We start from the raw sequence: 22,834 nt of genomic DNA, 5'->3' as shown, positions 1-22,834 counted from the left end.
GCCGCTGAGGGAGCAGTCTTGGCACGGAAAATCGGCAGCCGGTACACCGCCCACCAGATACTGGGGCGCGGCAGCGCCGGCACGGTGTGGCTCGGGGACGGCCCCGAGGGCCCCGTGGCCATCAAACTGCTCCGCGAGGATCTGGCGTCCGACCAGGAGCTCGTCGGCCGGTTCGTGCAGGAGCGCACCGCGCTGCTCGGACTCGACCACCCGCACGTCGTCGCCGTCCGCGACCTCGTGGTGGACGGCAACGACCTCGCCCTCGTCATGGACCTGGTCCGGGGCACCGACCTGCGCACCCGGCTCGACCGCGAACGCCGACTGGCCCCCGAGGCGGCCGTCGCCGTCGTCGCGGACGTCGCCGACGGCCTCGCCGCCGCGCACGCCGCCGGGATCGTGCACCGCGACGTCAAGCCCGAGAACATCCTGCTGGACATGGAGGGGCCGCTCGGTCCCGGCGGCGCCCACCCCGCGCTGCTCACCGACTTCGGCGTCGCCAAGCTCATCGACACCCCGCGCCGGACCCGCACCACCAAGATCATCGGTACGCCGGACTACCTGGCCCCCGAGATCGTCGAGGGCCTGCCGCCGCGCGCCGCCGTCGACATCTACGCCCTGGCCACGGTGCTGTACGAGCTCCTCGCGGGCTTCACGCCCTTCGGCGGCGGCCACCCCGGAGCCGTTCTGCGCCGCCACGTCACGGAGACCGTCGTCCCGCTCCCCGGCATCCCCGACGAGCTGTGGCAGCTGCTCGTCCAGTGCCTGGCCAAGGCCCCCGCCTCCCGGCTGCGCGCCTCCGAGCTGGCCGCCCGGCTGCGCGAACAGCTGCCGCACCTGGCCGGCATCCCGCCCCTGGAGGTGGACGAGCCGGACGAGGAGCCGGAGGCCCCCCAGGGCTACGACGAGCAGCAGTACACCCCGGCCGGCGACGAGCCCCGCAGGCGCGGCGCGGTCCCGCTGGTGCCCGGCTCCACCCCGGACTCCAACCGCGACACCCACACGAGCATGCGCGTCCCGGCCCCGGACGAGCTGTCCGGCGGCCCCCGGGGCACCGCCCGCGCCCCGCGCGCCCCCGGCCGGCCCCGCCCCGGCTCGGCCCGCAACAAGTCGGCGGCCGTCCGCAAGCGCCGCCTGACCCTGGGGGCCGCGGCCCTCGTACTGGTGGCCGGGATCGGCGCGGCCGGCTGGCTCGCGCTCGGCGGCGACGACGCGGACCCGGCCCCACGGGACACCGGGAACTCGGCCCCGGCGGCGCCGTAGAAGGGGTCCCGCGGGCGGTGATCCGGCAGCCCGAGGAACGTACGCGCCGACAGCCGTTACGCTGGACCCGTGGCAGTCGTCGATATTTCCGAAGAGCTGAAGTCCCTCTCCTCGACCATGGGGTCGATCGAGGCCGTCCTGGACCTGGATGCGCTGAGGGGGGACATCGCCGTGCTCGAGGAGCAGGCGGCCGCCCCGTCCCTGTGGGACGACCCCGAGGCGGCGCAGAAGATCACCAGCAAGCTTTCCCACCTCCAGGCCGAGGTCCGCAAGGCCGAGGGCCTGCGCGGCCGGATCGACGACCTCGAAGTCCTCTTCGAGCTCGCCGAGGCCGAGGGCGACGCCGACGCGCTGGCCGAGGCGGAGGCCGAGCTGGAGTCCGTCCGCAAGGCGCTGGACGAGATGGAGGTCCGCACCCTCCTCTCCGGCGAGTACGACGCACGGGAGGCGCTGGTCACCATCCGCGCCGAGGCCGGCGGCGTCGACGCGGCGGACTTCGCCGAGCGGCTCCAGCGGATGTACCTGCGCTGGGCCGAGCGGCACAACTACAAGACCGAGGTCTACGAGACGGCGTACGCGGAAGAGGCCGGCATCAAGTCGACCACCTTCGCCATCGAGGTGCCGTACGCCTACGGCACGCTCTCCGTCGAGCAGGGCACCCACCGCCTGGTGCGCGTCTCGCCGTTCGACAACCAGGGCCGCCGCCAGACCTCCTTCGCGGGCGTCGAGGTGCTGCCCGTGGTCGAGCAGACGGACCACGTCGAGATCGACGAGTCCGACCTGCGCGTCGACGTGTACCGCTCCTCCGGCCCCGGCGGCCAGGGCGTCAACACCACGGACTCTGCGGTGCGCCTGACCCACCTGCCGACCGGCATCGTCGTCTCCTGCCAGAACGAGCGCTCGCAGATCCAGAACAAGGCGTCCGCGATGAACGTCCTCCAGGCGAAGCTCCTCGAGCGCCGCCGCCAGGAGGAGCAGGCCAGGATGAACGCCCTCAAGGGCGACGGCGGCAACTCCTGGGGCAACCAGATGCGCTCCTACGTCCTGCACCCGTACCAGATGGTCAAGGACCTGCGTACGGAGTTCGAGATGGGCAACCCGGACGCGGTCTTCAACGGCGAGATCGACGGCTTCATCGAGGCCGGTATCCGCTGGCGCAAGCAGAACGAGAAGTAGTCCGAGAAGCGCCGCAACCCCCTTCGCAGCAAGGCACATTGGCCCGGAACGGCCTTGACCGCCTCCACGCCCCCCGCGAGGCTGCTGAAGCAGCCTGAAGGAACGGCTACTGGGGGTAGCGGTACATGACGAAGAAGACGCGCATACGCGTCGCGCGGACGGCGGCGGGTGCGGTGATCGCCGTCGGCGCGGCGCTGACCGCCGCGGGCGCGGCGCAGGCCGTCGGCATCGGCGTCGAGGTCGCGGGCGTGGAGACCGGCGTGCGGACCGCCGCCGAGCCGGGGGACGAGGATCCGGGCGAGGGCGGTGACCCGTGCAGCCCGCTCGACCCGCGCTGCGAGCCGCCGGAGCCGCCGGCCACCCCGTCGCACCCTTCCGTGCCGCCGACCGGCCACGCGGACCCCAGCGAGCCGCCCACGGACCCGGACGACCCGCCGACCGGTCCCACGGCCCCGGAGGACCCGCCCTCGCAGCCCGCGAAGCCCACCCAGGACCCGGCCAGGTCCGCGGGTCCGGGCAACGGGACGGGCGGCACCGGTGACAACGGCGGCGGCGTGGGGCAGATCGGCGCCTCGGGAGGCGGTGGCAACACCGACACCGACTCGGCCGGCAACCAGCCCGTCGAGCAGGGCCGGGGCAAGGACGAGCTGGCCGAGACCGGCGCGGGTCACACCGCGTTCCTGCTGGCCGGCGCGGCGACGATGATCGCCGGCGGCATCGGATTCCGGGTCCTGCCGCGCCTGACGGGCAACCGCACGGCAGCGTAGAGCCACGGGAAGGGGCCCGGACCGCGTCAGGCGGTCCCGGGCCCCTTCCGTGCGTCGGCCGGTGGCGGGCGCTACACGGTCTGGTGGGCCAGCAGGGCCAGGGCGGCCAGGAGCACCACCAGCAGCACGGCCATCGCCGCCGGGCTCATCCCGGCGAAGGGCCCCTGCTCCTGCTCCCGCATCCGCTCGCGGCTCGCCCGGCACACGGGGCAGCGGCCCTCGGTGACGGGCGCCGCGCAGTTCGCGCACACCAGTCGGTCGTAGGTCATGCGCTTTCCTCCTCCCGCGCGGCGGAGCCGCACAAGCCATCTCTCCGCACAACGCTCACGGAAACGCGACCGTTCCCCCTACCACTGTGCCAGCTCGTGACGCATTCGGCCCGCCCCGCCGGTGACACCCGGGCCCCTTCCCCGCCGAGCCGCCCCGGAATCGGGGCCGTTTCACCGTAAATCACCCATCCCGGTACACGTACCTGCACGGCTGAGTCCGGTTCGCGTATGGTCACGCTCACCTACTCCCGGCCGACCGTGGTGCATCCGTGATCCGATTCGACAACGTCTCCAAGACCTACCCGAAGCAGAGCCGTCCCGCTCTCCGGGATGTGTCGCTCGACATCGAGAAGGGCGAGTTCGTCTTCCTGGTCGGCTCGTCCGGCTCCGGCAAGTCCACCTTCATGCGGCTCATCCTGCGTGAGGAGCGCGCCAGCACGGGCGCCGTCCACGTCCTGGGCAAGGACCTCGCGCGCATGTCCAACTGGAAGGTGCCGCACATGCGCCGCCAGCTGGGCACCGTCTTCCAGGACTTCCGCCTGCTGCCCAACAAGACCGTCGCGCAGAACGTGGCGTTCGCCCAGGAAGTGATCGGCAAACCGCGCGGTGAGATCCGCAAAGCGGTGCCGCAGGTCCTCGACCTCGTCGGACTCGGCGGCAAGGAGGACCGGATGCCCGGCGAGCTGTCCGGTGGTGAGCAGCAGCGCGTGGCGATCGCGCGGGCCTTCGTCAACCGGCCCATGCTGCTGATCGCGGACGAGCCGACCGGCAACCTCGACCCGCAGACCTCCGTCGGCATCATGAAGCTGCTGGACCGGATCAACCGGACCGGCACCACCGTGATCATGGCGACCCACGACCAGAACATCGTCGACCAGATGCGCAAACGCGTCATCGAGCTCGAGAAGGGCCGTCTCGTGCGCGACCAGGCGCGCGGCGTCTACGGCTACCAGCACTGAGCACCCAGCACTGAAAGGACGCCATGCGCGCCCAGTTCGTCCTGTCGGAGATCGGCGTCGGCCTCCGTCGCAACCTCACGATGACCTTCGCCGTCGTCGTCTCCGTCGCCCTCTCGCTCGCCCTGTTCGGCGGCGCGCTGCTCATGCGCGAGCAGGTCAGCACGATGAAGGACTACTGGTACGACAAGGTCAACGTCTCCATCTACCTCTGCGGCAAGGGCGACGCGGAGACGGTGGTCCAGTGCGCCAAGGGTGCGGTCACCAAGCAGCAGAAGGACCAGATCGAGCGCGATCTCAACGAGATGGACGTCGTGGAGAAGGTGATCTACGAGTCCAGCGACCAGGCGTACAAGCACTACCAGGAGGAGTTCGGCGACTCCCCGATGGCCGGCAACATCACGCCGGACCAGATGCCGGAGTCGTTCCGGGTCAAGCTCCACGACCCCACCAAGTACAAGGTCGTCGCGACCGCCTTCGCCGGGCGGGACGGGGTCCAGTCGGTCCAGGACCAGAGAAGCATCCTGGACAACCTCTTCGGGCTGATGAACGGCATGAACGTCGCCGCGCTCTTCGTGATGGCGCTGATGCTCGTCATCGCGCTGATGCTGATCGTCAACACCGTGCGCGTCTCCGCGTTCAGCCGTCGCCGGGAGACCGGGATCATGCGGCTCGTCGGCGCCTCCGGCTTCTACATCCAGGCGCCGTTCATCATGGAGGCGGCCTTCGCCGGTCTCATCGGCGGTGTGCTCGCCTGCGTCATGCTGCTGGCCGGGCGGTACTTCCTGATCGACGGCGGTCTCGCCCTCAAGGACAAGCTGAACCTGATCGACTTCATCGGCTGGGACGCGGTCCTCACCAAGCTGCCGCTGGTGCTGGCGATCGGCCTGCTGATGCCCGCCGTTGCCGCTCTCTTCGCGCTGCGCAAGTACCTGAAGGTGTGATGTGTGCCCCGTGAGGCGCACACCCAACGTTCCCTGCGCCTCCGGGGCGTTGTCCTAGAATCGGCGCCATGTCGGACCCCGAATGTCGCGTCGGGCCCCGCGGTCTGCGCCGCGGGGCGGCCCTGACGCTGGTCTTCGCCGGCGTCCTCGCCACCGGGGCCGCGACCGGCGCGCTGCCCCACGGCGAGGTGCGGGAACCCCCGGTGCACGCCCGGTCCGTCGCCGCCACCGCCGACCGCGACGAGGTCGCGGAGGCCGCCGCCGACGCGGTGGCCGACGGCAAGTCCGGTACGGAGGCGGCCGAGGAGGTCGTCAGCCGCAGCGGCGACCGCTGGGGAGCGGTCTACGACGAGCGCGAGTACCAGGAGTTCGAGGACGCCCTCGGCGGTACGTACACCGGAGTCGGCCTCGCCGCCCGGCGCTCCGCCGACGGCCAGGTCGCCGTCGCCCGGGTCCAGACCGGCAGCCCCGCCGACCGCGCGGGCATCCGCTCGGGCGACCTGCTCCGCACCGTGGACGGCCGCCGCGTCGACCGGCTGCCCGTCTCCGACGTGGTGGCCCTGCTGCGCGGCGACCGCACCGGGGCGAAGGCCGGGAGCACGGTCAGCCTCGGCGTCCGCCGGGGGGCCGCCACCCGGACCGAGACGCTGCGCCGGGCCCGGCTCGCGGTCGAGTCGGTGACCGTGAGCCGGGTCGGGGAGCGGCGCTCGGGCCCGTCCGGGGCGGTGCGCATCGCGGTCGCCTCGTTCACCAAGGGCTCCGGGGCGGCCGTGCGCGACGCGGTCCGGGACGCGCCGGCGGGCGCCGGGGTGCTGCTGGACCTGCGGGGCAATGCGGGCGGCCTGGTCGACGAGGCGGTCACCACCGCCTCCGCCTTCCTGGACGGCGGCCTGGTCGCCACGTACGACGTGCACGGAGAGCAGCACGCCCTGTACGCGCGGCCGGGCGGGGACACCGAGCGCCCCGTCGTCGTGCTGGTCGACGGGGGGACGATGAGCGCGGCCGAGCTGGTGACGGGGGCGCTCCAGGACCGGGGCCGGGCGGTCACGGTCGGTTCGCGGACCTTCGGCAAGGGGTCCGTGCAGATGCCGAGCGAGCTGGCGGGCGGCTCGGTGGCCGAGCTGACCGTGGGCCACTACCGCACACCGGCGGGCCACGGGGTCGACGGCAAGGGCATCACACCGGACCTCGCGGTGAGCGCGCGGGCCCAGGAACGGGCCGAGACGGTATTGAGTGGCCTCGGGGGCGGGTCGTAGTGCGAAAATGGCCGCACTATGGCTAAGGAAAAGGACACCGGGCGCAAGCTCATCGCGCAGAACAAGAAGGCGCGCCACGACTACACCATCCTCGACACCTACGAGTGCGGCCTCGTGCTCATGGGGACCGAGGTCAAATCGCTCCGCCTGGGCCGGGCGTCCCTGGTCGACGGCTTCGTCCAGATCGACGGCGGCGAGGCGTGGCTGCACAACATCCACGTCCCGGAGTACGTCCAGGGCACCTGGACCAACCACTCCGCCAAGCGCAAGCGCAAGCTGCTGATGCACCGGGCCGAGATCGACAAGCTGGAGTCGAAGTCGCAGGAGACCGGCCACACCATCGTGCCGCTCTCGCTGTACTTCGTGAACGGCCGGGTCAAGGCCGAGATCGCGCTCGCGAAGGGCAAGAAGGAGTACGACAAGCGGCAGACGCTGCGCGAGAAGCAGGACACCAGGGAGACGAACCGCGCCATCGCGGCGGCCCGCCGCCGCCAGCGGAGCGCCTGATCCGGAACCGGCGCCCGCCGCCGGCCCCTCCGGCAGGAATACGCTGGCATCGTCGTGCGTTGGTCACGTACGATGGGCAGCGCACCCCACGGAGGGTGTGGCACCACCTTGAAAAAACAACATGGGGATGATCGGTTTCGACAGCGGATGTCGAAGCAGGGGAAGCGAGTCGAGGAAGCGGCAATGATCTCGTAAACCATATGTCGCAACCAATAATCGCCAATTCCAAGCGCGATTCCTCCGCCTTCGCCCTCGCTGCCTAATTAGCAGCTAAGCGAAGACTCTGCGGAGTGTCAGCCCGGGGGTGATCCCGACCCGGATCCTGGCATCATCAAGGGATCTAAACTTCTGAGTCCGGTCACGGGTCTCAGAAGGAAATCAAACAGTGACTGGGCCTGTCGGAGGCTTGTCCGCGTGACCTCCGAGGCCGAGAAAAGCGTAGCGGACTGCACTCGGAGAAGCCCTGGTTCCGCACCGTTGGACGCGGGTTCGATTCCCGCCATCTCCACAAATTCCCATGTGGGCGAGGACCCCGCTGCCACCCGGCAGCGGGGTCCTCGTCGTTTCTGCGTCCGGGTGTGCCGGGAGGCCGGGCGTGCGCTACATTCATGGCCCGGGTGCACTGTGGTAGGGGGCGCGTGGACGAGGTGGGGGCCCGTCCGGCGACACACGACAGGGTCAGTTGCGCGCACCCGTTCCTGAGTGGGGGAAGTGCGTACACCAGTGGAAACTTGGCGTGAAGGTGCCCATGCGGGGCACACACACGAGCCGAACGAAGTCACCATCCAGCTGGACGGAATCGGACGGCAGCTCTCCGAGCTGCTGCCGGAACCATCCGCTCCGGACGACTCCGACGGCCCCGTCTTCGTGGACGAGAGCGGCCGGCGCGGCAAGACGCTGCGGCGGTTCGGCTGGCTCCTGGCCGCGGTCTTCGTCTGCTACGCGGTGACCCTGGTCGTCGCGGTGCTCGGCGGCAACTCCAGCGCCCCCTTCCTCCCACTCTCCAACCTGGAACAGCAGGACACGGGCAGCACCGATCCGACGGCCCCGGACGCCGGCCTTCCCACCGGCGGATCCCCGCTCCCCGCGCAAGAACAAGAAGGCGCCAACTAGATGACCACCCCTGCCCCCCGGGGCAGGCGCAACTCCCACCGGAAGAAGCAGACCGGCCGGCGCAGACTTCCCATGCGCTACATGCTGCCGCTTCTCTTCCTCGTTGCCCTGCTCGCCATGCTGATGCTCCGCGGCTACGTGCACAGCGAAATCCTCGCCGACCACCGCATCCAGCCCCCCGCCGCGACCGACCGGGTGCCCGAGCAGGTGCTGGAGGGCGGGCCGGTCATCGACGCGCGGTCCACCACCGAGCCCGCGAAGACCCTGCGCATCCCCGACCACCGCATCGTGCTGACCTTCGACGACGGCCCGGACCCGGTGTGGACGCCCCGGGTGCTCGACAAGCTGAAGGAGTACGACGCCCACGGGGTCTTCTTCGTCACCGGCACCATGGCCTCGCGCTACCCGGAGCTCGTGGAGCGCATGGTCAAGGAGGGGCACGAGGTCGGGCTGCACACCTTCAACCACCCCGACCTCTCCTACCAGTCCACCAGCCGCATCGACTGGGAACTGTCCCAGAACCAGCTGGTGCTGGCCGGTGCGGCGGGCATCCGCACCTCGCTCTTCCGCCCGCCCTACTCCTCGTTCGCCGACGCCATGGACAACAAGTCCTGGCCGGTCACGCAGTACATCGGCAGCCGCGGCTACCTCACCGTCGTCAACAACACCGACAGCGAGGACTGGAAGCGGCCGGGCGTCGGCGTCATCTCCAAGAACGCCACGCCCAAGGGCGGCAAGGGCGCGATCGTCCTGATGCACGACTCCGGCGGGGACCGCTCCCAGACCGTGGCCGCGCTCGGCCACTTCCTGCCGAAGATGCAGGACAAGGGGTACGAGTTCACCAACCTCACCGACGCCCTCGGCGCACCCAGCGCGCACACCCCGGTCACCGGATTCGCGCTGTGGAAGGGCAAGGCGTTCGTCTACGCCGTGGGCGTCTCGGAGCACATCACCGATGTGATGGTGGCCGGGCTCGCCGTGATCGGGGTGCTGGTCTTCGCCCGCTTCGGGCTGATGCTGGTGCTGTCCTTCGTCCACGCCCGCCGGGTCCGCGGGCGCGGCTTCCGCTGGGGCGAACCCGTCACCGGCACGGTGACCGTCCTGGTGCCCGCGTACAACGAGAAGAAGTGCATCGCGAACACCGTGCGCTCGCTCCTGGCAAGTGACTATCCGGTCGAAGTCATCGTGATCGACGACGGCTCCACGGACGGCACGGCGGACATCGTCCAGCGGATGCGGCTGCCCAACGTCCGGGTGGTGCGCCAGCGCAACGCGGGCAAGCCCGCCGCCCTGAACAACGGCATCGCGCACGCCCGCAACGACATCATCGTGATGATGGACGGCGACACGGTCTTCGAGCCGACCACCGTCCGCGAGCTGGTGCAGCCCTTCGGCGATCCCCGCGTGGGGGCCGTCGCCGGCAATGCCAAGGTCGGCAACCGCGACTCGCTGATCGGCGCCTGGCAGCACATCGAGTACGTCATGGGCTTCAACCTCGACCGCCGCATGTACGACGTGCTGCGCTGCATGCCCACCATCCCCGGCGCGGTCGGCGCCTTCCGGCGGGAGGCGCTGGAGCGGGTCGGCGGCATCAGCGAGGACACCCTCGCCGAGGACACCGACGTCACGATGGCCCTGCACCGGGACGGCTGGCGCGTCGTCTACGCGGAGAACGCCCGCGCCTGGACCGAGGCGCCGGAGACCGTGCAGCAGCTCTGGTCGCAGCGCTACCGGTGGTCGTACGGCACCATGCAGGCGATCTGGAAGCACCGCCGGGCGGTCGTCGAGCGCGGGCCCTCGGGCCGGTTCGGCCGCGTCGGACTGCCGTTCGTCTCGCTGTTCATGGTCGTCGCCCCCCTGCTCGCCCCGCTCATCGACGTCTTCCTGCTGTACGGGCTCGTGTTCGGGCCCACCGAGAAGACCGTCGGCGCGTGGCTCGGCGTCCTCGCGGTCCAGGCCGTGTGTGCCGCGTACGCCTTCCGGCTCGACCGGGAGCGCATGACCCATCTGCTCTCGCTCCCCCTCCAGCAGGTCCTGTACCGGCAGCTCATGTACGTGGTGCTGCTCCAGTCCTGGATCACCGCTCTCACCGGCGGCCGGCTGCGCTGGCAGAAGCTGCGTCGCACGGGGGTCGTGGACGCACCCGGCGCGATGCCGTCCCAGCGGGCGCGCACCCACGAGCGGAGGCCCGTCGCATGACGCACCCCCACCAGGCGTACGGAGATCCGCACGCGGACGAGCAGACCATGGCGCTGCGCGTGGTGCTGCCCGCCCCCGCCGCCGGGTCCGCCCCGGCCGACACGCCGGCCCCCGCACCCGCCAAGGCCGGCCGGGACCGCTATCTCGACCTGCTGCGGGCCGTCGCGCTCGTCCGGGTCGTCGTCTTCCACCTCTTTGGCTGGGCCTGGCTGACCGTCGTCTTCCCGTCCATGGGCGTCATGTTCGCCCTGGCCGGATCGCTGATGGCCCGGTCGCTGGCCCGGCCGGCGTGGAGCGTGATCCGGAGCCGCGTCCGCAGGCTGCTGCCGCCCATGTGGGCGTTCGCCGCCGTCGTCGTGCCCGTGGTCTTCCTGCTCGGCTGGAAGCCGGTGCGCGAGGAGGGCATCTGGTGGTTCCTGAAGCTGGGCTGCTACATCCTGCCGATCGGCACCCCGCCCTTCCCCTGGGAGAACGGCTCCGAGGGCGGCTGGCTGGAAACCTCCTGGGCCGAGCAGGGCATCGGGCCGCTCTGGTACATCCGCGCCTACCTGTGGTTCGTGCTGGCCTCCCCGCTGCTGCTCAAGGCGTTCCGCAAGCTGCCCTGGGTGACCCTGCTCGCCCCCATCGGTCTCACCGCCGTCATCGGCACCGGCCTGGTCACCGTGCCCGGCGCGACCGGTGAGGGCCTGGTGGACTTCGCGGTGTTCGGCTCCTGCTGGATCCTCGGCTTCGCGCACCACGACGGGCTGCTGAAGACCGTCCCGCGCTACCTCGCGGTGTCGCTGGCCGCGATGCTGATGGCCTTCGCGCTGTGGTGGGGCGCCCACCACCTCACCGAGGAGGGCTGGAACCTGGACGAGATCCCGCTCGCCCAGGCCACCTGGTCGCTCGGGTTCTGCATGATCCTGCTCCAGTACGCCCCCTCCTGGCGGGAGCTGCCGGGCCGGCTGGCCGGGTGGGACAGCCTGGTCACCCTCGCCAACAACCGGGCGGTGACCATCTACCTGTGGCACAACATGCTGCTGATGGCCACCTTCCCGATCATCGACCTGCTGTGGGAGGTGCCCTGGGTCGGCGACCACCTCGGCACCTACATCGACCGCGCGGACAACGCCCTCGCGCTGATCATCGTCTGGCCGCTGATCGGGCTGATGATCCTCGCCGTCGGCTGGGTCGAGGACCTCGCCGCCAAGCGCCGTCCCAGGCTCTGGCCCAACGGCGCCTCCCGCGCCCGTACATGACCACCCGCTCACCGGGCCCGGCCCGGCCCGGTGAGCGCAAGGTTGCCCGCAGGTCCACATCGCGGCACGGCACCGAAACGCGCGCTCCCTAGGTTCGGGACGACACCCCGACCACCCGTGGAGGCGCGTGATGGCAGGCCGTTGGATCGAGCACTGGGACCCGGAGGACGAGACCTTCTGGCGGGAGACCGGCGAGCGCGTCGCCCGCCGCAACCTCTGGTTCTCCGTCCTCTCCGAACACATCGGCTTCTCCATCTGGACCCTGTGGTCGGTGATGGTGCTCTTCATGGGGCCCGAGTACGGGGTCGACCCGGCCGGGAAGTTCTTCCTGATCTCCACCGCGACCCTGGTCGGGGCCGTCGTCCGGGTGCCGTACACCTTCGCGGTCGCCCGGTTCGGTGGCCGGAACTGGACGGTGTTCAGCGCGCTCACCCTGCTCGTGCCGACGATCGCCGCCCTCGTCGTCATGGAGCCCGGCACCTCGTACGGCACCTTCCTCGCCGTCTCCGCGCTGACCGGCATCGGGGGCGGCAACTTCGCCTCGTCCATGACGAACATCAACGCCTTCTTCCCGCTGCGCAGGAAGGGCTGGGCGCTCGGTCTCAACGCGGGCGGCGGCAACATCGGCGTGCCCGTGGTGCAGCTGGCCGGACTCCTGGTCATCGGCACGGCGGGGGCCGCGCACCCCAGGATCGTGCTCGCCGCGTACATCCCGCTGATCCTGCTCGCCGCCGGGTGCGCCGCCCGCTACATGGACAACCTGACGCCGGTGCGCAACGACACCGGGGCCGCGCGGGAGGCGGTGCGCGACCGGCACACCTGGATCATGGCGGTCCTCTACATCGGCACCTTCGGCTCCTTCATCGGCTACAGCTTCGCCTTCGGGCTCGTCCTCCAGACCCAGTTCGGAAGGACCCCGCTCCAGGCGGCCTCGCTCACCTTCATCGGCCCCCTGCTCGGCTCGCTGATCCGCCCGGCCGGCGGCTGGCTCGCCGACCGGTACGGCGGGGCCCGCATCACCCTCGTCAACTTCGCCGCCATGGCCGCCGCGACCGGCGTCGTCGTGTACGCCTCCGAGATCGCCTCGCTGACGGTGTTCCTCGTCGGCTTCACCGCCCTGTTCGCGCTGTCCGGGCTCGGCAACGGGTCCACGTACAAGATGATCCCGGGCATCTTCCACGCCCGGGCCATCGCCCAGGGGCTGCGCGGCGAGGAGGCGGCGGCCCGCGGGCGGCGGATCTCCGGCGCGGCGATGGGGCTGATCGGCGCGGTCGGCGCGCTCGGCGGGCTCGCCATCAACCTGGCCTTCCGCCAGTCCTTCCAGACCTCGGGCGCGGGCACGGCGGCCTTCTGGTCCTTCCTCGCCTTCTACGCGGTGTGCTCGGTGCTCACCTGGTCGGTATACCTTCGCCGCGCCGCGGCCGTACCGGCGAAGCCCTTGCTCGGCCACGCCGGGGTGTGATGATGGACGGGCGGCGCCGGGCGACGTAACGAGCGGGAAATACAGCTGAACCGGGTCTGTCACGCGGCGTTGGCAGGCTCGGTCCTCCGCACCATCGAGCAGCAGCGGGACGAGAGCCGGGTAGACCTCATGCACGACGGACAGCACGACGACCGACAGCACGACGACGCACCGCACGGGCCCCTCGCGGGCTTCACGGTCGGCGTCACCGCCGCACGCCGGGCCGAGGAGCTGGGCACCCTGCTGCGGCGCCGGGGCGCCACCGTGGTGCACGCGCCCGCCCTGCGGATCGTGCCGCTCGCCGACGACGGCGAACTGCTCGCCGCGACCGAGCAACTGGTCGCCGAGACGCCCGACGTGGTCGTCGCCACCACCGCGATCGGCTTCCGCGGCTGGATCGAGGCGGCCGACGGCTGGGGCATCGGCGACCGGCTCCTGGACACCCTGCGCGGGGTCGAACTCCTGGCGCGCGGCCCCAAGGTGAAGGGCGCGGTCCGCGCCGCCGGGCTGACCGAGGCGTGGTCCCCGGCCTCCGAGTCCATGGCGGAGGTCCTGGAACGCCTCCTGGAGGAGGGCGTACGGGGCCGCCGCGTCGCGCTCCAGCTGCACGGCGAACCCCTCCCCGGCTTCGTGGAGTCGCTGCGCGAGGCCGGCGCCGAGGTGGTCGGCGTCCCCGTCTACCGCTGGATGCCGCCGGAGGACATCGCGCCCCTGGACCGGCTCCTCGACCTCATCGCCGCCCGCGCCCTGGACGCGCTGACCTTCACCAGCGCCCCGGCGGCGGCCTCGCTGCTCGGCCGCGCCGAGGAACGCGGACTGCTCACCGAGGTCGTCACGGCGCTGCGCGGCGGCATCGTGCCCGCCTGCGTCGGACCGGTCACCGCCGTGCCGTTGCAGGCGCGCGGGATCGACACCGTCCAGCCGGAGCGCTTCCGGCTCGGCCCGCTCGTCCAGCTGATCTGCCGCGAGCTGCCCGCCCGCGCCCGTACGCTGCCGGTCGCCGGACACCGCGTCGAGATCCGGGGCCACGCCGTCCTGGTGGACGACGAGCTGCGCGCGGTCCCGCCCGCCGGGATGGCCCTGCTGCACGCCCTGGCCCGGCGCCCCGGGTGGGTGGTCTCGCGCGCCGACCTGCTGCGCGCCCTGCCCGGCAGCGGCACCGACGAGCACGCGGTCGAGACCGCGATGGCCAGGCTCCGCACCGCGCTCGGGGTGCCCCGGCTGATCCACACGGTCGTCAAGCGCGGCTACCGGCTGGCGCTCGACCCGGCGGCGGACGCCAAGTACGCGGGGGCCTGAGCGGCCGGATAGCGTCCTGGGCATGATCGACGATGCCCACCCGCTCGTCGCGGGGATACAGCTGCGCCCCACGACCATGGCCGACGCCGCTTCCCGCGCCGAGGCGCTGACCCGCAGCCGTGCGTACATGCGGCCCTGGGAGCCCGTGCGCCCCGAGTCCTTCTACACCGAGGAGGGGCAGCGCGATCGGCTGGCCGCGCTGCTCGCGGAGCGGGAGGCGGGGCGCGTGATGCCCTGGGTGCTGAGCGACGCGGAGGACCGGGTGGTCGGCGGGTTCAACCTCAACGCCATCGTGCTCGGCTCCTTCCACAGCGCTGTCCTCGGCTACTGGGTGGACGTCGAGTACGCGGGCCGGGGCCTGGCGACGGCCGCCGTGCGCCGGATCTGCGAGCTGGCCCGGGACGAACTGCGGCTGCACCGGATCGAGGCGGGCACGGTCCTGCACAACACCGCGTCCCAACGGGTCCTCGCCAAGTGCGGATTCGAGGAGTTCGGGGTCGCCCCGCGCTACATGCACATCGCCGGCGAGTGGCGCGACCACCGCCTCTTCCAGCGCATCCTGCACGACGGCCCGGCAACCGGGATCGTCTGAGGGACAGCACTCAGACCCCGCGCGTGTGGCGGTGGCCCTCGCGCGGCCACGGCGGGGACGGGGGCAGCAGCCCGGTGAGCGCGTACCCGGCCTTCTCGGCGACCCGGCACGAGGCCGCGTTGTCCACCTGGTGCAGCAGTTCGAGGCGTACGAGACCGGCGTCGGCGAAGGTCTCCGACGCCCAGCCGGACAGCGCTTCGAGGGCACGCGGGGCGATGCCCCGGCCCCGGGCGGCCGCGACCGTCCAGTACCCCACCTCGGCCGAGGGCGCGCCGGGCTCCGGGAACGACAGGGCGACGTTGCCCACCGGGCCGGGCCCGAGCTCCGTGTCCACCACCGCGAAGCTGTGCCGCAGCCCGGTCGCCCGGCCCTCCTCCTGGGCCCGCAGCCAGTGCGCGGCCGCCTCCTCGTCCGCCACCGGCGCCCGCGAACCGGCCTGCACGGCGGGGTCGCGGTAGGCGTCGAGGAGCACGCCCAGGTCACCCGGCCGCCAGGGGCGCAGCACCAGGGAACCGGCCGACAGACGGGCATCGCGCGCATGGGTGTTCATCCCCTCACCGTACGAGTGAGATGCGAAAGGCCCCCGGCAGGTGCGCGAAGGTCCCCCGTCGCATAGGGTTGACGGCTGCCCAGTGCACGTCAGAAGGGGGCCTCGGTGGCCGCGCAGGATGCCGCTGTCGATTCGCTGCGGGACCGGGAAATCGGTGTCGAGCAGGAACATCTCGACCGGGTGTACCACCGCCTTGAGGAGAAGATCCACGAGGCGGAATTTCTCATGGACGACGCCGTCAAGCGCGGCCAGGTCGGAACGCCGGGGGCGCTCGCCGAGCGCGACGCCCAGGTGTTCCGCGCCGGAATCCACCTCAACCGGCTGAACAGCGAGTTCGAGGACTTCCTCTTCGGGAGGATCGACCTCCTGCTCGGCAAGGACGGTGAACGCGGACCGGACGGCGCCTACACCTCCGTCGAGCCCGCCGACGACGTCGTGCGCGAGGACGGCTCCGCGGACATCGCGGAGACGCTGCACATCGGCCGGATCGGGGTCCTCGACTCCGACTACGCGCCCCTCGTCATCGACTGGCGGGCCCCGGCCGCGGCCCCGTTCTACCGCTCCACGCCCAAGGAGCCGGGCCGGGTGGTCCGCCGCCGCGTCATCCGCTCCAAGGGCCGCCGGGTCCTCGGCGTCGAGGACGACCTGATGCGCCCCGAGCTGACCGCGCACCTGGACGGCGAGAAGCTCCCGGTCGTCGGCGACGGCGCCCTGATGGCGGCGCTCGGCCAGGCCCGCAGCCACACCATGCGGGACATCGTCTCGTCCATCCAGGCCGAGCAGGACCTCGTCATCCGGGCGCCCGCCGCCTCCGTCACCGAGGTCTCCGGCGGCCCCGGCACCGGCAAGACCGCGGTCGCCCTGCACCGCGCCGCGTACCTGCTCTACCAGGACCGGCGGCGGTACGCGGGCGGCATCCTCGTCGTCTCGCCGACGCCCCTGCTGGTGGCGTACACCGAGGGCGTGCTGCCCTCGCTCGGCGAGGAGGGCCAGGTCGCCATCCGCGCGGTCGGCTCGCTCTCCGACGACGCGGCGGGCCCCGAGGGCGCCACCGCGTACGACGAGCCGGCCGTCGCCCGGATCAAGGGCTCCTCGCGGATGCTCCCGGTGCTCCGCAAGGCGGCGCGCGGCGCGCTGGAACAGCCCGCGCCCCGGACCGCTCCCGCCGGCGGGCAGCTGGAGTTCGGTGAGGCCGAGGAGGCCCCGCGGCCCGCCGGCCCGCCGACCCGGCTGCGCGTGGTCGCCTTCGGCGCCCGGGTCGAGCTCCAGGAGGACGATCTGCGGCGCATCCGCAACAACGTCCTCGGCGGGACCGCCCCGGTCAACCTGCTGCGCCCGCGCGCCCGCCGGCTGCTGCTCGACGCGCTGTGGAACCGCTCCTCCGGCCGGGGCCGCTACACCGACCCGGAGCTGGCGGCCCAGCTGCGTACGTCGTTCGACGAGGACGTGTCCACGGAGACCCCGTTCATCGAGTTCCTGGACGCCTGGTGGCCCGAGCTGACCCCGCGCGGGGTGCTCGCCGCGATGGCCGACGAGAAGCGGCTCGCCCGGTGGGCGCGGCGCACGCTCAACCAGGGCGAGGTGCGCCGGCTCGCGCGCTCCCTCAAGCGGCTGGACGCCGCCGGGCAGGGGCCGCTCTCCGTGCACGACGTGGCGATCCTGGACGAGCTGCACACGCTGCTCGGCACCCCGAGCCGCCCCAGGCGCAAGCGGGAGGCGGACCCGCTGGACCAGCTCACCGGGCTGGAGGAGCTGATGCCCCGCCGCGAGGAGACCCAGTGGGAGCGGGCCGAACGGCTCGCCGCGGAGCGCACCGAGTACGCCCACGTCATCGTGGACGAGGCACAGGACCTCACGCCCATGCAGTGGCGGATGGTCGGCCGGCGCGGCCGGCACGCCACCTGGACGATCGTCGGGGACCCGGCGCAGTCCTCCTGGTCCGACCCGGACGAGGCGGCGGCCGCCCGTGACGAGGCGCTGGGCAGCCGCCCGCGCCGTCACTTCACGCTGACCGTGAACTACCGCAACCCGGCCGAGATCGCCGAACTGGCCGCGAAGGTGCTGGCCCTCGCCATGCCCGGCATGGAGTCCCCGGCCGCCGTCCGCTCCACGGGCGTGGTCCCGCGCTTCGAGACCGTACGGGGCGATGACCTGGCCGGGACCGTGCGCGAGGAGGCGCGGCGGCTGCTCGCCGAGGTGGACGGCACGGTCGGGGTCGTCGTGGCGATGAACCGGCGCGTCCAGGCCCGCGAGTGGCTGGCGGAGCTGGGCGACCGGGTGGTGGCGCTCGGCAGCCTGGAGGCCAAGGGGCTGGAGTACGACGCGACGGTGGTCGTCTCGCCGGCCGAGATCGCGGACGAGTCCCCGGCCGGGCTGCGCGTGCTGTACGTGGCGCTGACCCGGGCGACCCAGCAGCTGACCGTGGTGTCGGGGGAGCGGGACCTGCCGGACGAGGACGGGGTGCCGGACCTGCTCAGGGACTGAGGGAGCGGGCGCGCGGGGGCCGATTCCGGTCCACCACGCGCCGCGGGAATCACTTTTCCCGGTGGTTTGTTAGCCTGGTTGTGGCACCGGCTCGATCCAAGCCCCCGGGCCCAACCTTAGTCGCTTCGAGCGACCACTTGCCGCGAGGCGAGCATGGCGGGCCGGTGTCGTCAACTGAAGAAGAGGCCCGCGTCACCTTCCGGTGGCGCGGGCCTCTTCGCGTTTCCGGGCAGGGGTTCCGCTGCGCCGCGCTCTCTCGTATGGTGGAAAACAGTTTCCGCGCTGCGACAGTCATTAACGGCTACTCGTCGGTAGGTGCGAATATCGGAAGGCGTGTCCGCTGCCGAGAGGCCGGACCGCATAGCAATGAAGCTAAGGAAAGCGAAGGACTCGGCCATGGCAACGGCGCCCAGCGTCTCGTACTCGATGACGGTCAGGCTGGAGGTGCCCGCGAGCGGCACCGCGGTCTCCCAGCTCACCACGGCCGTGGAGTCCTCCGGCGGTTCGGTCACCGGCCTCGACGTGACCGCCTCCGGCCACGAGAAGCTGCGGATCGACGTCACGATCGCCGCCTCCTCCACCGCGCACGCCGACGAGATCGTCGAGGGACTGCGCGGTATCGAGGGCGTCGTCCTCGGCAAGGTCTCCGACCGTACGTTCCTCATGCACCTCGGCGGCAAGATCGAGATGGCGTCCAAGCACCCCATCCGCAACCGCGACGACCTCTCGATGATCTACACCCCCGGCGTGGCCCGGGTCTGCATGGCGATCGCCGAGAACCCCGAGGACGCCCGCCGCCTCACCATCAAGCGCAACTCCGTCGCAGTCGTGACGGACGGCTCCGCGGTGCTCGGCCTCGGCAACATCGGCCCGAAGGCCGCGCTGCCCGTCATGGAGGGCAAGGCGGCCCTCTTCAAGCGCTTCGCCGGCATCGACGCGTGGCCGATCTGCCTGGACACCCAGGACACCGACGCCATCGTCGAGATCGTCAAGGCCATCGCGCCCGGCTTCGCGGGGATCAACCTGGAGGACATCTCCGCGCCGCGCTGCTTCGAGATCGAGGCCCGGCTGCGCGAGGCGCTGGACATCCCCGTCTTCCACGACGACCAGCACGGTACGGCGATCGTCGTCCTGGCCTCGCTGACCAACGCGCTGCGCGTGGTGGGCAAGGCGATCGGGGACGTACGGGTCGTCATGTCCGGCGCCGGAGCGGCCGGCACGGCCATCCTGAAGCTCCTCATCGCCGCGGGCGTCAAGCACGCCGTCGTCGCCGACATCCACGGCGTGGTGCACTCCGGCCGCGAGGACCTGCGGTCGGCCGACCCGGACTCGCCGCTGTGCTGGATCGCCGACAACACCAACCCGGAGAACATCACCGGCACCCTCAAGGAGGCCGTGGTCGGGGCCGACGTCTTCATCGGCGTCTCCGCCCCCAACGTGCTGGACGGGGACGACGTGGCGGCCATGGCGGACGGCGCGATCGTGTTCGCGCTCGCGAATCCGGACCCCGAGGTGGACCCGGCGATCGCCCGCCGCACCGCCGCCGTCGTGGCCACGGGGCGCTCGGACTTCCCGAACCAGATCAACAACGTGCTGGTCTTCCCCGGCGTCTTCCGCGGCCTGCTCGACGCCCAGTCCCGCACCGTCAACACGGACATGATGCTGGCCGCCGCGCGCGCCCTGGCCGGCGTCGTCGCCGAGGACGAGGTGAACGCGAACTACATCATCCCGTCGGTCTTCAACGACAAGGTCGCCGGTGCGGTCGCCGGGGCCGTCCGGGACGCCGCGCGGGCCGCCGGAGCCACTGTGACGGCGCCCACGTCGCCCTGACTACGGCGCGTCGCGGGTCGCGGCGCCCCAAACGCCCCTTTAGGGTGGGCGGGCGACGCGTCCCGCGGAGCCCCGCACCCGCTGCGGACGGCTCCGGGGGAGTCGACGGGACGTCACCACGACGAGGCAGTGGTGCTGTTCGCGCGGCTCCCGGGGGGTGCCGGATTGGCTTTCCCGCCGCAGGTGGGGGCAGGATGTTTCCTCAAGGACTACGTCCAGGGGAGACCCCACAGGGCGCGAGGTCTAGCGGACCCTCTCAAGGGCGGACCCGGGAACGGGGACTGTCCGAGGGCCCTGGCAGCATCGGCTTCGATCTCACGCCTCACAGGCAAGAAGAACACGGGAGTAACAACATGAACCGCAGTGAGCTGGTGGCCGCCCTGGCCGACCGTGCCGAGGTGACCCGCAAGGACGCCGACGCCGTGCTGGCCGCTCTCGCCGAGACCGTCGGTGAGGTCGTCGCCAAGGGCGACGAGAAGGTCACCATCCCCGGTTTCCTGACCTTCGAGCGCACCCACCGTGCCGCTCGCACCGCTCGTAACCCGCAGACCGGCGACCCGATCAACATCCCGGCCGGCTACAGCGTGAAGGTCTCCGCGGGCTCCAAGCTCAAGGAAGCCGCCAAGGGCAAGTAAGACCCCTGGGCACGACGGAGGGCGGCCACCCCACCCGGGGTGGCCGCCCTTCGGCATGTGGGCCTCCAGCGGCCGCTGAGGCCACTCGGCCGCTCAGACCAGCGAGCCGCCCGGCAGCTCCACCTTCGCGCCCAGCTTCTCCAGCTTGTCCATGAAGTTCTCGTAGCCCCGGTTGATCAGGTCGATGCCGTGCACCCGGGAGGTGCCCTGGGCCGCGAGGGCGGCGATCAGGTACGAGAAGCCGCCGCGCAGGTCCGGGATGACCAGGTCCGCGCCCTGGAGCTTCGTGGGCCCCGACACGACCGCGGAGTGCAGGAAGTTGCGCTGGCCGAAGCGGCAGTTCGAGCCGCCCAGGCACTCGCGGTAGAGCTGGATGTGCGCGCCCATCTGGTTCAGCGCGGAGGTGAAGCCGAGCCGGGACTCGTACACCGTCTCGTGGACGATGGACAGGCCCGCGGCCTGCGTCAGCGCGACCACCAGCGGCTGCTGCCAGTCCGTCTGGAAACCGGGGTGCACGTCCGTCTCCAGCGCGATCGCGTTGAGCGCGCCGCCCGGGTGCCAGAAGCGGATGCCCTCGTCGTCGATCTCGAAGGCGCCGCCGACCTTGCGGTAGGTGTTCAGGAACGTCATCATCGAGCGCTGCTGGGCGCCCCGGACGTAGATGTTGCCCTCGGTCGCCAGCGCGGCGGACGCCCAGGAGGCGGCCTCCAGGCGGTCCGGGATGGCGCGGTGGGTGTAGCCGTCGAGGCGGTCCACGCCGGTGATCCGGATGGTCCGGTCGGTGTCCATCGAGATGATCGCGCCCATTTTCTGCAGGACGCAGATCAGGTCCTCGATCTCCGGCTCCACGGCCGCGTTGGACAGCTCCGTGACGCCCTCGGCGAGCACCGCGGTCAGCAGCACCTGCTCGGTGGAGCCCACCGAGGGGTACGGCAGCCGGATCTTGGTGCCGCGCAGCCGCTGCGGGGCCTCCAGGTACTGCCCGTCCGCCCGCTTCTCGATGGTCGCGCCGAACTGGCGCAGCACGTCGAAGTGGAAGTCGATCGGCCGGCCGCCGATGTCGCAGCCGCCGAGCCCCGGGATGAAGGCGTGGCCCAGGCGGTGCAGCAGCGGCCCGCAGAACAGGATCGGGATGCGCGAGGAGCCCGCGTGGGCGTCGATGTCGGCGACGTTGGCGCTCTCGACGTGCGTGGGGTCCAGGACCAGCTCGCCCGGCTCCTCGCCGGGGCGGACCGTCACCCCGTGCAGCTGGAGCAGCCCGCGCACCACGCGTACGTCGCGGATGTCGGGCACGTTGCGCAGCCGGCTGGGCCCGCTGCCGAGCAGGGCGGCGACCATCGCCTTGGGCACCAGGTTCTTGGCGCCTCGGACGCGGATCTCGCCCTCCAGCGGGGTTCCGCCGTGGACAAGCAGGACATCGTCTGTGCCGGTCATGAATCTCGCGTTCCGGAGTGGTCGGGCAGGGGGCCAAACGAAAGGGTAATGGCCCCGCACCCCCGTTCCGTAGGGGAACGGGTGGTGTACGAACGTCATGAATCCGCCACAACACGCTCTGCTGCGCCGGACGTGCGGAGGGTCACCGTCCGGATCGGCGGTCCGGCCGTGCGCTCCTCGTGCACCCGTGCGCCCTGAGCTGCGCTCGGGCACCGAGCGCGACGGGCACGTCACTTGGCCCCCGCCGAGGCCGCGGATGCGGGATCATTTCTGCCATGACCGAGGTGTCCTCGCTCACAGGGCGGCTGCTCGTGGCCGCGCCCGCCCTGGCGGACCCGAACTTCGACCGCGCCGTCGTGCTGCTCCTCGACCACGACGAGGAGGGCTCCCTCGGCGTGGTCCTCAACCGGCCCACCCCGGTGGGCGTCGTGGACATCCTGGCGGCCTGGGCCGGGCTGACCGGTGAGCCGGAGGTCGTCTTCCAGGGCGGTCCGGTCTCGCTGGACTCCGCCCTCGGGGTCGCGGTGATCCCGGGCGCCGAAGGCCCCCTCGGCTGGCGCCGGGTGTACGGGGCGATCGGTCTGGTGGACCTGGAGGCGCCGCCCGAGCTGCTGGCGGCGGCCGTGGGCTCGCTGCGGATCTTCGCGGGGTACGCGGGCTGGGGGCCGGGACAGCTGGAGCGCGAGCTGTCCGAGGGCGCCTGGTACGTGGTGGAATCGGAGCCCGGCGACGTCTCCTCGCCGCGCCCGGAGGGCCTGTGGCGTGCGGTCCTGCGCCGGCAGCGCAGCGAACTGGCCATGATCGCCACGTATCCGGACGACCCTTCGCTGAACTGATGTCCCGTTCTTCAGTACGCTTGG

20 protein-coding genes and 1 other RNA gene are annotated in these 22,834 nt (G+C 71.8%); 18 read left to right on the top strand and 3 right to left on the bottom strand.

Annotated features, from left to right (window positions below; translation table 11 throughout):
- Positions 1-18 precede the first annotated feature (18 nt).
- From ACLQ2N_RS10270 to ACLQ2N_RS10260, 3 genes are all read left to right on the top strand, one after another.
- Entirely contained in the window at positions 19-1,260 is a 1,242-nt protein-coding gene (locus ACLQ2N_RS10270; protein ID WP_425811237.1) for a protein kinase domain-containing protein, read from the top strand.
- Positions 1,261-1,329: 69 nt separating this feature from the next.
- Complete coding sequence (gene prfB / locus ACLQ2N_RS10265) at positions 1,330-2,436, top strand: peptide chain release factor 2 (RefSeq protein WP_425811235.1); 1,107 nt, start codon at positions 1,330-1,332, stop codon at positions 2,434-2,436.
- 125 nt (positions 2,437-2,561) lie between these two features.
- Positions 2,562-3,203 carry a hypothetical protein gene (locus tag ACLQ2N_RS10260; protein ID WP_425811233.1) on the top strand — a complete coding sequence of 214 codons (642 nt, stop codon included), beginning with the start codon at positions 2,562-2,564 and terminating at the stop codon, positions 3,201-3,203.
- Between the two features lie 71 nt (positions 3,204-3,274).
- On the opposite strand, the gene ACLQ2N_RS10255 is transcribed toward ACLQ2N_RS10260, so the two are convergent.
- A complete protein-coding gene (locus tag ACLQ2N_RS10255; RefSeq protein ID WP_425811231.1) occupies positions 3,275-3,472 on the bottom strand; it encodes a hypothetical protein in 198 nt (65 codons plus the stop codon).
- A gap of 269 nt (positions 3,473-3,741) precedes the next feature.
- Here ACLQ2N_RS10255 and ftsE point away from each other — a divergent pair, with 269 nt between their 5' ends.
- The 11 genes from ftsE (at position 3,742) to ACLQ2N_RS10200 (ending at position 15,041) form a co-directional block, all read left to right on the top strand.
- Positions 3,742-4,431: a cell division ATP-binding protein FtsE gene (gene ftsE, locus ACLQ2N_RS10250; protein ID WP_026242629.1), complete on the top strand. Its 690-nt coding sequence runs from the start codon at positions 3,742-3,744 to the stop codon at positions 4,429-4,431.
- 23 nt (positions 4,432-4,454) lie between these two features.
- Positions 4,455-5,372, top strand: coding sequence for a permease-like cell division protein FtsX (gene ftsX / locus ACLQ2N_RS10245; protein ID WP_425811229.1), 918 nt, complete (start codon positions 4,455-4,457; stop codon positions 5,370-5,372).
- A 68-nt stretch (positions 5,373-5,440) separates the two neighbouring features.
- Entirely contained in the window at positions 5,441-6,628 is a 1,188-nt protein-coding gene (locus ACLQ2N_RS10240; protein WP_425811227.1) for a S41 family peptidase, read from the top strand.
- 18 nt (positions 6,629-6,646) lie between these two features.
- Positions 6,647-7,135, top strand: coding sequence for an SsrA-binding protein SmpB (smpB, locus tag ACLQ2N_RS10235; RefSeq protein ID WP_365681903.1), 489 nt, complete (start codon positions 6,647-6,649; stop codon positions 7,133-7,135).
- Between the two features lie 123 nt (positions 7,136-7,258).
- Positions 7,259-7,646, top strand: a transfer-messenger RNA (tmRNA) gene (gene ssrA, locus ACLQ2N_RS10230).
- A 212-nt stretch (positions 7,647-7,858) separates the two neighbouring features.
- Positions 7,859-8,248: a hypothetical protein gene (locus ACLQ2N_RS10225; RefSeq protein WP_425811225.1), complete on the top strand. Its 390-nt coding sequence runs from the start codon at positions 7,859-7,861 to the stop codon at positions 8,246-8,248.
- Positions 8,249-10,447: a bifunctional polysaccharide deacetylase/glycosyltransferase family 2 protein gene (locus ACLQ2N_RS10220; RefSeq protein WP_425811223.1), complete on the top strand. Its 2,199-nt coding sequence runs from the start codon at positions 8,249-8,251 to the stop codon at positions 10,445-10,447.
- Positions 10,448-10,494: 47 nt separating this feature from the next.
- Positions 10,495-11,688, top strand: coding sequence for an acyltransferase family protein (locus ACLQ2N_RS10215; protein ID WP_425811349.1), 1,194 nt, complete (start codon positions 10,495-10,497; stop codon positions 11,686-11,688).
- A 130-nt stretch (positions 11,689-11,818) separates the two neighbouring features.
- On the top strand, positions 11,819-13,150 hold the full coding sequence (locus tag ACLQ2N_RS10210; protein WP_425811221.1) for a nitrate/nitrite transporter: 1,332 nt from the start codon (positions 11,819-11,821) through the stop codon (positions 13,148-13,150).
- 129 nt (positions 13,151-13,279) lie between these two features.
- Positions 13,280-14,449, top strand: coding sequence for a uroporphyrinogen-III synthase (locus tag ACLQ2N_RS10205; RefSeq protein WP_425811219.1), 1,170 nt, complete (start codon positions 13,280-13,282; stop codon positions 14,447-14,449).
- Between the two features lie 22 nt (positions 14,450-14,471).
- A complete protein-coding gene (locus ACLQ2N_RS10200) occupies positions 14,472-15,041 on the top strand; it encodes a GNAT family N-acetyltransferase (protein ID WP_425811217.1) in 570 nt (189 codons plus the stop codon).
- 10 nt (positions 15,042-15,051) lie between these two features.
- Here ACLQ2N_RS10200 and ACLQ2N_RS10195 read toward each other — a convergent pair whose 3' ends face one another.
- A complete protein-coding gene (locus tag ACLQ2N_RS10195) occupies positions 15,052-15,591 on the bottom strand; it encodes a GNAT family N-acetyltransferase (protein WP_425811215.1) in 540 nt (179 codons plus the stop codon).
- 105 nt (positions 15,592-15,696) lie between these two features.
- Here ACLQ2N_RS10195 and ACLQ2N_RS10190 point away from each other — a divergent pair, with 105 nt between their 5' ends.
- The 3 genes from ACLQ2N_RS10190 (at position 15,697) to ACLQ2N_RS10180 (ending at position 20,540) form a co-directional block, all read left to right on the top strand.
- On the top strand, positions 15,697-18,075 hold the full coding sequence (locus ACLQ2N_RS10190; RefSeq protein ID WP_425811213.1) for a HelD family protein: 2,379 nt from the start codon (positions 15,697-15,699) through the stop codon (positions 18,073-18,075).
- A gap of 396 nt (positions 18,076-18,471) precedes the next feature.
- Positions 18,472-19,905 (top strand): NAD-dependent malic enzyme, encoded by a 1,434-nt coding sequence (locus ACLQ2N_RS10185; RefSeq protein WP_425811211.1) that lies wholly within the window; start codon positions 18,472-18,474, stop codon positions 19,903-19,905.
- 353 nt (positions 19,906-20,258) lie between these two features.
- Positions 20,259-20,540 carry an HU family DNA-binding protein gene (locus ACLQ2N_RS10180; protein ID WP_017237029.1) on the top strand — a complete coding sequence of 94 codons (282 nt, stop codon included), beginning with the start codon at positions 20,259-20,261 and terminating at the stop codon, positions 20,538-20,540.
- Between the two features lie 93 nt (positions 20,541-20,633).
- Here the strand turns inward: ACLQ2N_RS10180 and murA are convergent, their stop codons facing one another.
- Positions 20,634-21,974 carry a UDP-N-acetylglucosamine 1-carboxyvinyltransferase gene (gene murA / locus ACLQ2N_RS10175; protein WP_425811208.1) on the bottom strand — a complete coding sequence of 447 codons (1,341 nt, stop codon included), beginning with the start codon at positions 21,972-21,974 and terminating at the stop codon, positions 20,634-20,636.
- A gap of 275 nt (positions 21,975-22,249) precedes the next feature.
- Here murA and ACLQ2N_RS10170 point away from each other — a divergent pair, with 275 nt between their 5' ends.
- Positions 22,250-22,810: a YqgE/AlgH family protein gene (locus ACLQ2N_RS10170; RefSeq protein ID WP_425811206.1), complete on the top strand. Its 561-nt coding sequence runs from the start codon at positions 22,250-22,252 to the stop codon at positions 22,808-22,810.
- The last annotated feature ends 24 nt before the right edge of the window (positions 22,811-22,834 follow it).

The organism is Streptomyces sp. DT224 (assembly GCF_049844595.1).
Lineage (GTDB): Bacteria > Actinomycetota > Actinomycetes > Streptomycetales > Streptomycetaceae > Streptomyces.
This window is presented reverse-complemented; position numbering and strand designations above follow the sequence as displayed.

Excerpts from the sequence above, each read along its gene's own strand:
- ACLQ2N_RS10255 (WP_425811231.1), bottom strand. The coding sequence starts at position 3,472 with ATGACCTACGACCGACTGGTGTGCGCGAACTGCGCGGCGCCCGTCACC.
- ACLQ2N_RS10205 (WP_425811219.1), top strand. The coding sequence starts at position 13,280 with ATGCACGACGGACAGCACGACGACCGACAGCACGACGACGCACCGCAC.
- ACLQ2N_RS10220 (WP_425811223.1), top strand. The coding sequence starts at position 8,249 with ATGACCACCCCTGCCCCCCGGGGCAGGCGCAACTCCCACCGGAAGAAG.
- ACLQ2N_RS10215 (WP_425811349.1), top strand. The coding sequence starts at position 10,495 with ATGGCGCTGCGCGTGGTGCTGCCCGCCCCCGCCGCCGGGTCCGCCCCG.
- ACLQ2N_RS10185 (WP_425811211.1), top strand. The coding sequence starts at position 18,472 with ATGGCAACGGCGCCCAGCGTCTCGTACTCGATGACGGTCAGGCTGGAG.
- ACLQ2N_RS10195 (WP_425811215.1), bottom strand. The coding sequence starts at position 15,591 with ATGAACACCCATGCGCGCGATGCCCGTCTGTCGGCCGGTTCCCTGGTG.
- ACLQ2N_RS10180 (WP_017237029.1), top strand. The coding sequence starts at position 20,259 with ATGAACCGCAGTGAGCTGGTGGCCGCCCTGGCCGACCGTGCCGAGGTG.
- murA (WP_425811208.1), bottom strand. The coding sequence starts at position 21,974 with ATGACCGGCACAGACGATGTCCTGCTTGTCCACGGCGGAACCCCGCTG.
- ACLQ2N_RS10240 (WP_425811227.1), top strand. The coding sequence starts at position 5,441 with ATGTCGGACCCCGAATGTCGCGTCGGGCCCCGCGGTCTGCGCCGCGGG.
- ACLQ2N_RS10260 (WP_425811233.1), top strand. The coding sequence starts at position 2,562 with ATGACGAAGAAGACGCGCATACGCGTCGCGCGGACGGCGGCGGGTGCG.
- ACLQ2N_RS10200 (WP_425811217.1), top strand. The coding sequence starts at position 14,472 with ATGATCGACGATGCCCACCCGCTCGTCGCGGGGATACAGCTGCGCCCC.
- ACLQ2N_RS10210 (WP_425811221.1), top strand. The coding sequence starts at position 11,819 with ATGGCAGGCCGTTGGATCGAGCACTGGGACCCGGAGGACGAGACCTTC.
- ACLQ2N_RS10170 (WP_425811206.1), top strand. The coding sequence starts at position 22,250 with ATGACCGAGGTGTCCTCGCTCACAGGGCGGCTGCTCGTGGCCGCGCCC.
- ftsX (WP_425811229.1), top strand. The coding sequence starts at position 4,455 with ATGCGCGCCCAGTTCGTCCTGTCGGAGATCGGCGTCGGCCTCCGTCGC.
- smpB (WP_365681903.1), top strand. The coding sequence starts at position 6,647 with ATGGCTAAGGAAAAGGACACCGGGCGCAAGCTCATCGCGCAGAACAAG.